Consider the following 13892-nt stretch of genomic DNA (forward strand, 5'->3'; position numbering starts at 1 on the left):
ATCAAAATACAAAAAAGAAGATAATTACCGTATATAAATAAGGTAATTATCTTCTTTTTATTATTTTTTAATGTAAATCACGATATACGCCAATTACTTTCCCGATAACTGACACTTGTTTTAAAATGATAGGTTCTAATGAAGAATTTTCTGGTTGTAAACGGAAATGGTCTTTTTCTTTATAGAAACGTTTAACAGTTGCTTCATTATCTTCTGTTAAAGCGACTACAATTTCACCATTATATGCAGACTGTTGTTGGCGAACAACAACTAAATCTCCATCGAAAATACCAGCTTCAATCATACTATCTCCAGAAATACGTAACATGAACACTTGGTCTGCTCCAGCAACAATACTAGCTGGAAGTGGGAAATGTTCCTCTACGCTTTCGACCGCTGTAATTGGTAAACCAGCAGTAACTTTTCCGACAATTGGAACTTGAATAACAGATTGTGTTTCCGTATCCATTCGGTCTTCACCTAAAATTTCAATGGCACGTGGTTTTGTTGGATCGCGTCGAATGTATCCTTTTTCTTCTAATCGTGATAAATGTCCGTGCACTGTAGAACTAGAAGCGAGGCCGACTGCTTGACCAATTTCACGTACGGAAGGTGGATATCCTTTTTCTTGTACTTTTAGCTTAATAAAGTCGAGAATGTCTTGCTGGCGTTTCGTTAACTTTTCCATGTTTTCTAACACCTCGTTTTCTTTCATTTTTCTTATTAATAAGTATAACATGTGAAAAAACATTCTACAAACATAAGTTCGAACAAATGGCGGATTTATGTTACACTATAGGGAAATAATAGGGAGAAAGAGGGGTTCAAAATGAATGCAATTATTTATGCACGTGTGAGTACAACGAAAGAAGCACAAGAAACATCATTATTACGTCAAAAAGATGAATTATTGCATTTAGCTGAGCGCTATCAAATGAATGTTACTAAGGTGATTGAAGAGCAGGCTAGTGGATATACAATTGAACGTGACGGTATATTAGAGGTGTTGGATACAATTCGAGACGAACAAATTGATGTGTTACTTATACAAGATGAAACGCGTCTTGGTAGAGGAAATGCGAAGATCGCGTTAATGCATTGTTTACATAAAGAAGGCATAAAAGTATATACGCATACACATAACGGTGAATTACAATTGTCGGATTCTGATTCGATGGTATTAGATATTATTGGTATTGTTGAAGAATATCAAAGAAAGATTCATAATATGAAAATTAAACGAGGTATGCAACGTGCAGTAGAAAAAGGTTATCGTCCAGAAAAAAATTTAAAAAATCGTCATTTAAGTGTAGGAAGAGAGAAAAAAGAAGTGCCAATTGAGGAAATTGTACGTTTGCGAAAAAGTGAACTCACGTTTGAAGAAATTGCAGCAACATTACGTGGATTTGGTCATAATGTTTCAAAGGCGACTGTACATCGTAGATATGTAGAGTATACGAAGCAATTGCTTGATAAAGAAGAGTAACTATTGTATGATAATAATCAGTTTTGATTAGAAGGGGGATTCGAGATGATTAATCACGAACTCGTTGAACGCATTAACTTCTTAGCGAAAAAAGCAAAAGCTGAAGGTTTAACTGAAGAAGAGCAACGTGAGCGTCAATCGCTACGTGAACAATATTTAAAAGGATTTCGTCAAAATATGTTAAACGAACTTAAAGGTATTAAAGTTGTTAACGAAGAAGGTACAGATGTTACACCGACGAAATTAAAAGCTTTAAAAAAGCAAGATAATGCAAAATTAAATTAAAAGATGGGCGAAGCCCATCTTTTTTATTTGTAAAAATCGTTATTTAATAACTTTCCAGTTGTTATTAACTGTTGCTTCTATCGTTTTATGTTCCAATATATAATTAGCGATAAGTTCAGACATATCTGTGGGTATATCTTTTACTACTGGTTTGTTTTGAAACATAAAGAAATTTCCCCCGCCACTTGCACGATAATTATTCATTACAACGTCATATTCTTCATTCATATTAAGAGGAGCACTGTTATGCTGTAAAGATTCTACTCTTTCACCAATTGGTTTTGAAATGTTTAATACGTATGAAATCCCTTCCCACATATCATAATTATAATGTTGTGGCTTTGGTTCTATGTAGGTAGGACTTATGGTGATTGATCCATCTGTTTTTAATGTGAAATAAGAAGCAGAGAGTTCAAGAGCATTTTTTATATCTGCTCCAGTTATTTTAATTACTTTTAATGTGTTTGGATAAATATAATTAGAAACGATATCACGCATTGTTACATGTTCCGGGAAACCTGGAGATGTATTATGGAACAAACTTGTACAAGAAATTGATACATTAGCTATATTCATCTGTATTTTATTTATGAATTCTATAAAAGGATGATCATGCAAACGAGTTTGCATAGCATCTGAAATTTGCATGTCCCCTTGAATGATTCCAATAGGTTGATCAAGCCACTTTTGTGTTTTCTTTTCGTAATCGGCTACCAATGAAAGTACATCTTGGTCCGCCTCAAATCCTTGTACAGATAATAATTCAGAAGAACTCTCTTTTTTCACCCATTTATGTTTCGTTTTTTCGAATGTTACTTTTACTTTTCCAACTGAGTGTCCATTGCATCCGGTCTGTAAAATTGTTACACCGTTAGCCATTGTGTGAGAAATTTCCCGGTGTTGGTGGCCTGTTAATAAGATATCTATGCCTTCAATTTCATGGCACATTGCATATCCTTGGTTTTCTCCTGTTAACACTTCAGTCGGTACCCCGGTTTGTAAATCTCGTTCAACTCCCCCGTGATACGCTACGACTAGTAAATCTGGTTTCTCATGTTCGCGAATATAAGAAACCCATTCTTTTGTAGTCTTTAATGCATCTTCAAATAGTAAATCTTTAATGTGATGGGACTGTTCCCAATTTGGTATGTAATGTGTTGTTACCCCTAAAATAGCAATTTTTATATTGGATTCAATCTGTTTGATTATATAAGGTTTTCCGAAATAAGGTTTCTTTATGTTTTTATCTAAAATGTTTGCTGATAGGTACGGGAAGTTCGCAGTAGTCACAGCATTATTTAATATATCCATCCCGTAATTAAATTCATGATTGCCGATAATTGCAGCGTCATACTGTAAGTAATTCGCTAATAAGGACATTGGGTTTTTTTTGTTTTTTTCGTATGTAACATAATGATAAGTAAATGGTGTTCCTTGAATAAAGTCGCCATTATCAATTAAAAGAACGTTTGTATTTTGGGAACGTTCTTTTTTTATAAGAGTAGAAATTTTAGCTAAACCAAGTTCTGCTGGGGAGTTATCTTGGTAGTGAATAGGATAAACAGTGCCATGTATATCGCTTGTTAATAAGATGTTTAAAGTTACAGTTTGATTTTGTTCCAATATGACTCACCTTTTCTATTGTTATCTTCCAATTCATCATATCAAATATGTGAAGAGAATTTTAATGTGAGTGTATAGAATGTGTAAAGATTCTGTAAATAATCAATTATTTGTAAAAATATGTGATATATTTCTTCATGTTTATGAAAGGTTATTTTATAACAATGAAAAATGGAGGCATTAATATGTTGAAAAAAGTTTTTGCAATGAGCACAACAGTTGTACTAGCAGCGGGATTATTAAGTGGCTGTGGAACGAAGGAATCAAGCGCAAGTAAAAATGAAGATACGAAAAAAGGGTATGTACCGAAGACTTTAAATGTTCAATTTGTTCCTTCTCAAAATGCAGATACGTTAGAGGCGAAGGCAAAACCGCTTGAGAAGCTATTAAGTGATAAGTTAAATATTCCAGTAAAAGTTAGTATTTCAACGAACTACAATACAATTGTAGAAGCGATGGCATCTAAACAAGTAGATGTAGGATTTTTACCGCCGACAGCGTACGTATTAGCACATGAAAAGAAGGCTGCAAATGTAATTTTACAAGCACAACGTTTTGGAGTAGAGAATGAAACAGGAGCCCCTACAAAAGATTTAGTAGATTATTATAAATCTGAGTTTGTTGTTAAGAAAGATTCAAATATTAATAGTGTAAAAGATTTAAAAGGTAAAAAAATTGGCTATCAAGATGTAACGTCATCAGCGGGATATGTGTGGCCTGCAGCTGTTCTATTAAAAGAGGGAATTGATCCGTTAAAAGATGTGAAACCTGTTACATTAAAAGGTCACGATCAGTCGCTTATTGCTCTTTTAAATGGTGACGTAGATGCGGCTGTTGTATTCCAAGATGCTCGTAATATTGTAAAAAAAGATTATCCGAATATATTTGATCAAACGAAAATAGTGAAATTTACTGAGAAAATTCCGAACGATACAATTTCTGTACGATCTGATTTAGATGCAGAATGGAGCAAGAAATTACAAGATGCTTTCATTGAAATTGGAAAGAATGAGGAAGGCCGTAAAATCATTAAAGAAGTATATTCACATGAAGGATATGTTAAATCTGATGATAGTAAATTTGATATCGTTCGTGAATATGGGAAGAAAGTAAAAACGCAATAATACATATGGAAATGGCAGCTAGCTGAAAGGGGATGTTTTCAGTTAGTTTGCCGTTTTGAATACATAGAAGGTAGGTAAGATGTGTGATAGAGTTTCGAAATGTCTCCAAAGTGTATCCAAACGGTACAAAAGGATTGAATAATATAAACTTGAAAATTCAAAAAGGTGAGTTTGTTGTAATGGTAGGGCTGTCTGGAGCTGGAAAATCTACACTTCTCAGATCCGTAAATCGTCTTCATGAGATTACCGAAGGAGAAATCATTATTGAAGGTGAGTCTATTACTGCTGCGAAAGGAAAAGGATTAAGGCGTATGCGCCGGGATATCGGTATGATCTTCCAAAGTTTTAACCTTGTAAAGCGATCAACAGTATTAAAAAATGTATTAGCTGGTCGTGTTGGATATCATTCCACATTACGTACAACGTTAGGTTTGTTTCCGAAAGAAGATGTGGAGCTCGCATTTCAAGCGTTAAAAAGAGTGAATATTTTAGAAAAAGCATATGCACGTGCTGATGAATTATCAGGAGGACAACAGCAACGTGTATCAATAGCTAGAGCATTGGCACAAGAAGCAAAAATCATATTGGCAGATGAGCCTGTTGCATCGTTAGATCCACTTACGACAAAGCAAGTATTAAATGATTTGAAAAAAATCAATGAAGATTTTGGAATTACAACAATTGTGAATTTGCATTCTATTGATTTAGCTAGGCAATATGCGACACGTATTATTGGATTACATGCAGGAGAAATTGTTTTTGATGGTTCAGTAGAAGAGGCGACAGATGAAAAATTTGCTGAAATTTATGGAGATGTAGCACAGAAAAATGAATTGTTAGAGGTGGCAGTTAAATGAGTGACGTAACGATATATTCGAAATCGATACCGAAGCCGCCGAGTAAGTTGAAACATATGTTAACGTTTATTTTAGTTATTTTAATGCTGTGGAGTAGTAGTGTACAAGTAGATGCATCATTTTCAAAACTGGTAGACGGTTTTCCCAATATGGTAGATCTATTGAAAGAGATGGTGCCACCTGTTGGAGTTATTTTCAAGTTATTACAACAGCGATGTTAGATACAATACGTATGGCCATTATTGGGACGACCTTAGGAGCGATTTTAGCTATTCCACTTGCACTGTTTGCAGCAAGTAATGTGTTTACTAACACATTTTTATACAGTCTAGCTCGAATGATTTTAAATTTGATACGAACGATACCAGATTTATTATTAGCGGCAATTTTCGTATCGATTTTTGGAATTGGGCCACTTCCAGGTATTTTGGCTCTTACTTTTTTTTCAATTGGACTTGTAGCGAAATTGTTGTATGAGTCAATTGAATCAATTGATCCAGGTCCGTTAGAGGCGATGACAGCGGTAGGAGCTAATAAGGTGCAATGGATTGTTTATGGGGTAATTCCGCAAGTGAAAGCACATTTTGTCTCCTATGTTCTTTATACATTTGAGGTGAACGTACGTGCAGCAGCTGTTTTAGGTTTAGTAGGAGCAGGTGGTATTGGACTATATTATGATCGTACACTTGGATTTTTACAATATAAACAAACTGCTTCTATAATTATTTATACCCTTATTGTTGTTTTGTTAATTGACTACATTAGTACATTGTTACGGGAGAAACTATAATGAATAGAACGACGATGATTGTGCCAAAACCGAAGAAACCGAGTATATATCGCTGGATTATTTTAATAGCACTTACAGTTGTATATGTATGGGCCTTTTCAGGAGTACCATTAGAAGGGATAAAGGACACAGCAGGTGAAATCACGAAAGCAATTATGACAGGGATATTAAATCCAGACTGGTCGTATGTATCTTTGCCAGATGGTGAAGATTTATTACATGGATTAATTGATACGTTGGCAATTGCGATATTAGGTACATTTATTTCTGCATTTTTATCTGTTCCGTTTGCCTTTTGGGCGGCAACGAATATGAGTATTGGAAAATTAACTTCAGGATCTGGGAAATTTGTGCTTAGTTTTGTTCGTACGTTTCCTGAATTAGTTATGGCTCTTTTATTTATAAAAGCTGTTGGTCCAGGCTCTTTTGCAGGAGTATTAGCCTTAGGATTACATTCTATTGGAATGTTAGGAAAACTATATTCAGAAGGAATTGAAAACATAGATAAAGGACCGACGGAAGCGTTACTAGCAACAGGAGCAAACCGTTTTCAAATACTTTGGTATGCGGTGTTACCACAAGTGTTACCAGATTTTCTATCGTATACGTTATACAGATTTGAAATTAATGTACGATCCGCTGCGATTTTAGGGGTTATCGGAGCAGGAGGGATTGGTACACCTTTAATTTTTGCGCTGAGTTCACGGAATTGGTCTCGTGTTGGGATTATTTTATTAGGTATTATTTTAATGGTAATTATAATTGATTTGATTTCAAGCTCGATTCGGAAACGGATTGTTTAACTTATTTGAAAAGCATCGAAGTTAGATGCTTTTTGTGTTTTTAAAAACGTATTAAAAAAAGTAAGTATAGAAGAAATTTGTATAAATATACAGATAATTCCCTTTCTTTTTAAAATAAAAATAATGAAAAAGTATGTCATATTGAATGCCCATACATTCCCGGGAACATTGATTTTTTTATAAAAAACCAAAAAAATATCAACATATTTGTCGATACATGTTGTATAATCTTGCGTGGGAAGCTATCATATAAATGTATAAAACGTTTACTAATATAAGCGAAGGGAAGAATAGCATGTCACATTCAATCGAACAACTTTCTATCAACACGATTCGCACATTATCCATCGATGCGATTGAAAAAGCAAACTCTGGTCACCCAGGAATGCCAATGGGTGCAGCACCAATGGCTTATACATTATGGACTCAATTTATGAAACACAATCCAAATAACCCAACGTGGTTTAACCGTGATCGTTTCGTATTATCTGCAGGTCATGGTTCAATGTTATTATACAGCCTACTTCACCTATCTGGTTATGATGTAACAATGGATGACTTAAAGAACTTCCGTCAATGGGGAAGCAAAACTCCAGGACATCCTGAGTACGGTCATACAGCTGGTGTAGATGCAACGACTGGTCCACTTGGACAAGGTATTGCAACTGCTGTAGGTATGGCAATGGCTGAAAGACATTTAGCTGCTAAATATAACCGTGATGCGTATAGTGTAGTAGATCATTATACATACGCTATTTGTGGTGATGGAGATTTAATGGAGGGCGTTTCTGCTGAAGCATCTTCATTAGCTGCTCATTTACAATTAGGTCGTCTTGTTGTGCTTTATGATTCAAACGATATTTCATTAGATGGCGATTTAAATCGTTCATTCTCTGAAAGTGTAGAAGATCGTTACAAAGCATACGGATGGCAAGTAATCCGTGTTGAGGATGGAAACGATATTGAAGCAATCGCGAAAGCAATTGAAGAAGCGAAAGCTGACGAAAAACGCCCAACGCTAATTGAAGTAAGAACGACAATTGGTTTCGGTTCTCCAAACAAATCAGGAAAATCAGCTTCACATGGTTCTCCACTTGGTGTAGAAGAAACGAAATTAACGAAAGAAGCATATGCTTGGACTGCTGAGCAAGACTTCCACGTAGCAGAAGAAGTATATGACAACTTCCGTAAAACAGTACAAGATGTTGGTGAAACTGCGCAAGCTGAGTGGAACACGATGCTAGGTGAATATGCACAAGCATACCCAGAATTAGCAAACGAATTCCAAGCAGCAATGAACGGTCAACTTCCAGAAGGTTGGGAGCAAAACCTACCAACTTATGAATTAGGATCAAAAGCAGCAACTCGTAATTCTTCTGGTGCTGTAATTAATGCAATTGCAGAGTCTGTACCATCATTCTTCGGTGGATCTGCTGACCTTGCTGGTTCTAACAAAACATACATGAATAACGAAAAAGACTTTACAAGAGATGATTACAGCGGTAAAAACATTTGGTACGGTGTACGTGAGTTCGCAATGGGTGCAGCAATGAACGGTATTGCACTACATGGTGGTTTAAAAACTTACGGTGGTACGTTCTTCGTATTCTCTGATTACTTACGTCCAGCAATTCGCCTTGCAGCATTAATGCAATTGCCAGTAACGTATGTATTCACACATGACAGTATCGCTGTTGGTGAAGATGGTCCAACACATGAACCAATCGAGCAATTAGCAGCGCTTCGTGCAATGCCAAACGTTTCTGTTATCCGTCCTGCTGATGGTAACGAATCTGTTGCAGCTTGGAGACTTGCTTTAGAATCTACAAACAAACCAACTACTTTAGTATTAACTCGTCAAGACCTTCCAACATTAGAAGGTGCAAAAGATGATACGTATGAAAAAGTAGCAAAAGGTGCATATGTAGTTTCTGCAAGCAAGAAAGAAACGGCTGATGTAATCTTACTTGCAACTGGATCTGAAGTAAGCCTAGCTGTTGAAGCTCAAAAAGCATTAGCAGTAGACGGCGTTGACGCAGCGGTTGTCAGCATGCCATCTATGGATCGCTTCGAAGCTCAAACTGCAGAGTACAAAGAATCTGTATTACCAAAAGCAGTAACAAAACGTTTCGCAATCGAAATGGGTGCTACATTCGGATGGCACCGTTACGTAGGTCTTGAAGGAGATGTGTTAGGTATCGATACATTCGGTGCTTCTGCTCCTGGTGAGAAGATTATGGAAGAGTATGGATTTACTGTAGAGAACGTTGTTCGTAAAGTAAAAGAAATGCTTTAATGATTTCAGAAAAATCTCTCCGGCATGGAGAGGTTTTTCTATGTAAATGAGTTTTTTCGACAGAAAAAGTTTTTTATCTCTCCGCAGTCAGACAATCATTGCAAATTTTCTTATATATAATGAAGAGAAAAGGTTGTCCAGATTGGGAGTGGAAAAATGAAAACGTATGAATTGTATTTAATTCAAGAGGATATTGCGAAAGCTTATTTTGGTCGTGAATATTTGTTTTTTGATTTATTTGCTCGATTTTCAGAATCTGGGTCCCTTTCGGAGAAAAAAGTGTTATATAAGCAAATGATGTATATAACGATGCCATTGCAAGTAATGAAAATTCATCATAAATTAGAACAAGCTTTGCGCGTTCTTGGTAAATATGATAGAACACATCATACACATACACTTTATACGGGAGCGGAGTACGGCGAAATAATGGTGAAACCGCACTATATTCGTATGAATACCTCTGGAAATGTCTCTATGGAAACAACATTCTTTGAGGTGTTAAGAAAGTGTGAATTAACATTTTTAGCTATGGATTATGAAAATACAAAGTACGGATGGCTGAATCCTCTAAAACAAGTACGAACATATGTGTAAAAAATGTCGAATTGTATCTTGTCTTATTGAAAAGGTTTTAGTACACTGTAAGGTAGACAACATGAAGGAGGAAAATATATGCCAATTTGGTTAGGTATTCTAGTGGGCGTAGTAGCACTAGTAGCAGGCGTGGCGTTAGGATTTTTCATTGCCCGCAAATATATGATGAATTACTTACAAAAAAATCCACCAATTAACGAACAAATGTTAAAAATGATGATGATGCAAATGGGACAAAAACCTTCCCAAAAGAAAATCAATCAAATGATGAGCGCAATGAACAAGCAACAAATGAAATAAGCGCTAAAAGACACTCGCTAAAAGACACTCGCTAAGAGTGTCTTTCTTTTTGTTAGTTATAGTTTTTAAAACTTTTAAAAATTCTGTATTTTTGGTAAACTGAAAACATCGCTCATTTTAAGGGAGGAGGAAAAAAATGAAAGTGTTTATGAATTTAGCGTGGTTTTTTAAACAAGAAAAACGAGCGTACATAACTGGAATTATTTTATTGTTTGGCGTTGCACTTTTAGAACTTGTAGCACCAAAAGTAATTGGAATCGTTGTAGATGAAATTAATGATGGAACATTGACGACCGATAAGTTACTAAAATGGGTTGTACTATTAGTAATTGTAGGCATTACGATGTACATATTACGTTACATATGGCGTATTATGATTTTCGGGTCTTCATTAAAATTAGCTCGCCAATTACGAAAAAATTTATATGAACATTTTACAAAGATGAGTCCATCTTTCTATCAGTCAAATCGAACAGGTGATTTAATGGCACATGCGACCAATGATATTCAAGCGATCCAGCAAACTGCTGGAGCAGGTGTTTTGACGCTTGTTGACTCATTAGCTGTCGGAGGATGTGTACTCGTAGCGATGGGTTTTACAATTAGCTGGAAGTTAACATTATTAAGTTTAATTCCAATGCCGATTGTAGCTATTTCGACAAATTATTATGGAACTTTATTACATAAAAGGTTTCATAAAGCACAGCAATCGTTTTCGGAAATCAATGATAAAGTGCAAGAGAGTATGAGTGGAATGAAAGTGATTCGCTCGCTTGGACAAGAGAAAGAAGATTTGCAGGCGTTTCGAAGAAAATCAGAAGATGTTGTAAATAAAAATGTGTTAGTTGCACGTATTGATTCGTTATTTGATCCGACAATCTCTCTTATCGTTGGATTTTCTTTTTTAATCGCAGTATGTTATGGATCGGTATTAGTTGTAAGAGGTGAATTAACAGTAGGTGATCTCGTTACATTTACGACATATTTAGGTACCCTCGTTTGGCCAATGTTAGCGTTTGGATGGTTATTCAATATTATGGAGCGTGGGCGTGCTTCATATGACCGTGTAGAAAAAATTCTTTCACAAAAATCAGATGTAGTAAATAGCGAAAAAGCTGTACAGACAATAGCGAGCGGTAATGTTTCGTTTGCCGTTGATTCATTTTCGTATAAGAAAAATGAATTGTTACATTTAAACGATATTCACTTTGATTTGAAGAAGGGCGAAACGCTAGGAGTTGTAGGACGTACAGGCGCAGGGAAAACAACTTTATTAAAATGTTTAATCCGTGAGTATGATCATTTTAATGGTGAATTAAAAATTGGGGAGCGAGATATTCGAGATATAACACTTCATGGTGTCCGTTCTGCCATTTCATACGTGCCGCAAGATCATTTTTTATTCTCAGCAAGTATTGGTGAGAATATTGCCTTTGGAAAGGCGGATGCTACATATAATGAAATTACCCAAGCTGCAGAGATTGCTTGTATTCATAATGACATCCTCCAATTTTCAGAAGGATATGAAACAGTAGTAGGGGAAAGAGGTGTTTCGTTATCTGGTGGCCAAAAACAGCGAATCTCTATTGCTCGTGCTTTATTAACAAATGCTGAAATTTTAATTTTGGATGATTGTTTATCAGCAGTAGATGCAAAAACAGAAGAGACGATTTTAAGTGCCTTAAAGAGGGAAAGAGCAGGGAAAACGACGATTATTACTGCACACCGATTAAGTGCAATTCAGCATGCCAATCTTATTCTTGTTGTTGATGAAGGTAGAATTGTACAAAGAGGTACACATGAGGAATTAATGAAGGAAAACGGCTGGTATAAGGAAATGTATGAAAGCCAGCAATTAGAAGCTTTAGTCGAGAAAGGAGGCGTATGATGGTAGAGAAGAAGCGAAGTGATTTAAGTAGATTGCTTTCCTATATGAAGCCATATAAAGGGTTGCTATCTTTAGCATTTATCTTTTTAGTTGGTGCGACAGTAACGGAAATGATGGGTCCTTTTTTAATTAAACAATTCCTCGATGAACACCTAGTACCGCGGGATTTTGAACGATCAGCGCTCGTTACTTTATTTGTAATTTACATAGTTGCTCATTTATTAAAAGTATTATTTACGTATTTAAATCTATTGTACTTTCAGAACATTGCTTTTAAGATTGTTCAAGATATGCGAGTTGAAGTATATGAACATGTTCAAAAGCTGTCATTAAGTTTCTTTGATCGTACGCCGATTGGTACACTTGTATCGCGTATAACAAATGATACGGAAGCGATTAAAGATTTTTATGTTAGTGTATTATCAACATTTGTGAAAAATGTAGTCTTTTTAGTAGGTATTTTAGTAGCGATGTTTTTATTAGATGTAAAATTAGCGCTATTTTCTCTCGTATTAATTCCGATAATGTTTGCGATTATGGTATTATATCGCCGGAAAAGTGCAGCTTTTTATTTAGAAGTACGTAATCAACTAAGCGTGTTAAATGCAAAGTTGAACGAGTCCATACAAGGAATGAATATTGTTCAAGTGTTCAGACAAGAAAAACGTATGAGAAAAGAGTTTGAAGAAGTGAATAATAAACATTATAGTGCAGGGCGACGTACTTTGAAGTTAGACGCATTACTTTTACGACCAGCTACGGATTTAGTGCATATTGTAGCTATTGCGTTAGTACTAGGTTTATTTGGGATTGATGCTTTAAAGAGCCCTGTTGAAGTAGGAGTTTTATATGCTTTTGTTAACTATATACATCGTTTCTTCCAACCTGTAAATGAGATGATGATGAAATTGTCCTTTTTCCAACAGGCACTTGTTTCGTCATCACGTGTATTTCATTTAATGGACGAGAAAGATTTAGCACCGGTTCAAAAAGGCAATGAGAATCCTCAAGTTGTGGATGGGGATATTGAATTTAAAAATGTTACTTTTTCATATGATGGAAAGCGTGACGTTTTAAAAAATGTATCATTTCACGTGAAACAAGGGCAAACGGTTGCTTTTGTTGGGCATACTGGTAGCGGAAAAAGTACGATTATGAATTTGTTAATGCGATTTTATAATATTAAGTCAGGAAATATTGTAATAGACGGTGTAGATTTAGAAAAATTTGAAGAACGAGAAATTAGAAAGAAAATAGGACTCGTATTGCAAGATGCATTTTTATTTGCTGGAAATGTAAAGCAAAATATTCGTATGTATAATGAAGAAATTACGGATGAAGAAGTAAAAGAAGCTGCTCGATTTGTGCAAGCAAATACGTTTATTGAAAAGTTACCAAAACAGTATGAAACAGAAGTAGTAGAAAGAGGTGCAGCATTTTCAAGCGGTCAACGACAATTAATTGCTTTTGCTAGAACGATAGCAACGAATCCGAAAGTATTAGTATTAGATGAAGCAACAGCTAATATCGATACAGAAACAGAAGAGGCTATTCAAACAGCGTTGCAACAAATGCGAAAAGGTAGAACGACGATAGCCATTGCGCATAGGTTATCTACAATTCAAGATTCAGATCAAATTTTTGTGATGCATGATGGAGAGATAGTAGAAAGAGGAACACATCAAGAATTACTAAGTGAGCAAGGTTTGTATTATAATATGTACTTGCTACAAAATAAAGTGAGTTTGCAAAAGGCCTTGTAATACAAGGTCTTTTTTATTTTGTATACAACATATGTTTACTCTTTGTTTCTATAGCATAAATGTTGTGTCCTCTTATGAAA

Annotated in this window: 12 protein-coding genes and 1 pseudogene; 11 read left to right on the forward strand and 2 right to left on the reverse strand. The window is 35.4% G+C overall.

Going from position 1 to position 13892, the window contains the following annotated elements; genetic code table 11:
• Positions 1-67 precede the first annotated feature (67 nt).
• Positions 68-688, reverse strand: a complete 621-nt coding sequence (gene lexA, locus QCI79_RS22310; protein ID WP_000413738.1) for a transcriptional repressor LexA — start codon at positions 686-688, stop codon at positions 68-70.
• 141 nt (positions 689-829) lie between these two features.
• On the opposite strand from lexA, the gene QCI79_RS22315 reads away from it, so the two are divergent.
• Both QCI79_RS22315 and QCI79_RS22320 read left to right on the forward strand, forming a co-directional pair.
• Positions 830-1486: a YneB family resolvase-like protein gene (locus QCI79_RS22315; protein WP_000991472.1), complete on the forward strand. Its 657-nt coding sequence runs from the start codon at positions 830-832 to the stop codon at positions 1484-1486.
• Positions 1487-1531: 45 nt separating this feature from the next.
• A complete protein-coding gene (locus QCI79_RS22320; protein WP_000607015.1) occupies positions 1532-1771 on the forward strand; it encodes a DUF896 domain-containing protein in 240 nt (79 codons plus the stop codon).
• 39 nt (positions 1772-1810) lie between these two features.
• Here QCI79_RS22320 and QCI79_RS22325 read toward each other — a convergent pair whose 3' ends face one another.
• Entirely contained in the window at positions 1811-3394 is a 1584-nt protein-coding gene (locus QCI79_RS22325) for a bifunctional metallophosphatase/5'-nucleotidase (RefSeq protein ID WP_000437446.1), read from the reverse strand.
• A gap of 185 nt (positions 3395-3579) precedes the next feature.
• Between QCI79_RS22325 and QCI79_RS22330 the strand changes: the two genes are divergently transcribed.
• The 9 genes and pseudogenes from QCI79_RS22330 (at position 3580) to QCI79_RS22370 (ending at position 13812) form a co-directional block, all read left to right on the forward strand.
• Complete coding sequence (locus tag QCI79_RS22330; RefSeq protein WP_000915068.1) at positions 3580-4518, forward strand: phosphate/phosphite/phosphonate ABC transporter substrate-binding protein; 939 nt, start codon at positions 3580-3582, stop codon at positions 4516-4518.
• Between the two features lie 83 nt (positions 4519-4601).
• Positions 4602-5375 carry a phosphonate ABC transporter ATP-binding protein gene (gene phnC, locus QCI79_RS22335; protein WP_000569247.1) on the forward strand — a complete coding sequence of 258 codons (774 nt, stop codon included), beginning with the start codon at positions 4602-4604 and terminating at the stop codon, positions 5373-5375.
• Positions 5372-6165: pseudogene (gene phnE, locus QCI79_RS22340) on the forward strand (phosphonate ABC transporter, permease protein PhnE). The gene phnC and the pseudogene phnE (QCI79_RS22340) overlap by 4 nt, the downstream one beginning before the upstream one ends.
• Entirely contained in the window at positions 6165-6968 is an 804-nt protein-coding gene (gene phnE, locus QCI79_RS22345) for a phosphonate ABC transporter, permease protein PhnE (protein ID WP_001082387.1), read from the forward strand. The pseudogene phnE (QCI79_RS22340) and the gene phnE (QCI79_RS22345) overlap by 1 nt, the downstream one beginning before the upstream one ends.
• 295 nt (positions 6969-7263) lie before the next feature.
• Positions 7264-9264 (forward strand): transketolase, encoded by a 2001-nt coding sequence (gene tkt / locus QCI79_RS22350; protein WP_021728490.1) that lies wholly within the window; start codon positions 7264-7266, stop codon positions 9262-9264.
• Positions 9265-9420: 156 nt separating this feature from the next.
• Positions 9421-9861 (forward strand): sporulation inhibitor of replication protein SirA, encoded by a 441-nt coding sequence (gene sirA / locus QCI79_RS22355; protein WP_000860645.1) that lies wholly within the window; start codon positions 9421-9423, stop codon positions 9859-9861.
• Between the two features lie 78 nt (positions 9862-9939).
• Complete coding sequence (locus QCI79_RS22360) at positions 9940-10161, forward strand: YneF family protein (protein WP_001123317.1); 222 nt, start codon at positions 9940-9942, stop codon at positions 10159-10161.
• 136 nt (positions 10162-10297) lie between these two features.
• Positions 10298-12049: an ABC transporter ATP-binding protein gene (locus tag QCI79_RS22365; RefSeq protein WP_000862460.1), complete on the forward strand. Its 1752-nt coding sequence runs from the start codon at positions 10298-10300 to the stop codon at positions 12047-12049.
• Positions 12049-13812, forward strand: a complete 1764-nt coding sequence (locus QCI79_RS22370; RefSeq protein ID WP_000229523.1) for an ABC transporter ATP-binding protein — start codon at positions 12049-12051, stop codon at positions 13810-13812. Before QCI79_RS22365 ends, QCI79_RS22370 begins: the two co-directional genes overlap by 1 nt.
• Positions 13813-13892 lie beyond the last annotated feature (80 nt).

It is taken from the genome of Bacillus cereus group sp. MG1 (assembly GCF_040460035.1).
Classification (GTDB): Bacteria; Bacillota; Bacilli; order Bacillales; family Bacillaceae_G; genus Bacillus_A; species Bacillus_A cereus.

What these genes read in the sequence shown, in the direction of transcription:
- QCI79_RS22330 (WP_000915068.1), top strand. Translation starts at nt 3,580, where the DNA reads ATGTTGAAAAAAGTTTTTGCAATGAGCACAACAGTTGTACTAGCAGCG.
- lexA (WP_000413738.1), bottom strand. Translation starts at nt 688, where the DNA reads ATGGAAAAGTTAACGAAACGCCAGCAAGACATTCTCGACTTTATTAAG.
- QCI79_RS22320 (WP_000607015.1), top strand. Translation starts at nt 1,532, where the DNA reads ATGATTAATCACGAACTCGTTGAACGCATTAACTTCTTAGCGAAAAAA.
- QCI79_RS22360 (WP_001123317.1), top strand. Translation starts at nt 9,940, where the DNA reads ATGCCAATTTGGTTAGGTATTCTAGTGGGCGTAGTAGCACTAGTAGCA.
- phnE (WP_001082387.1), top strand. Translation starts at nt 6,165, where the DNA reads ATGAATAGAACGACGATGATTGTGCCAAAACCGAAGAAACCGAGTATA.
- QCI79_RS22370 (WP_000229523.1), top strand. Translation starts at nt 12,049, where the DNA reads ATGGTAGAGAAGAAGCGAAGTGATTTAAGTAGATTGCTTTCCTATATG.
- tkt (WP_021728490.1), top strand. Translation starts at nt 7,264, where the DNA reads ATGTCACATTCAATCGAACAACTTTCTATCAACACGATTCGCACATTA.
- QCI79_RS22365 (WP_000862460.1), top strand. Translation starts at nt 10,298, where the DNA reads ATGAAAGTGTTTATGAATTTAGCGTGGTTTTTTAAACAAGAAAAACGA.
- sirA (WP_000860645.1), top strand. Translation starts at nt 9,421, where the DNA reads ATGAAAACGTATGAATTGTATTTAATTCAAGAGGATATTGCGAAAGCT.
- QCI79_RS22315 (WP_000991472.1), top strand. Translation starts at nt 830, where the DNA reads ATGAATGCAATTATTTATGCACGTGTGAGTACAACGAAAGAAGCACAA.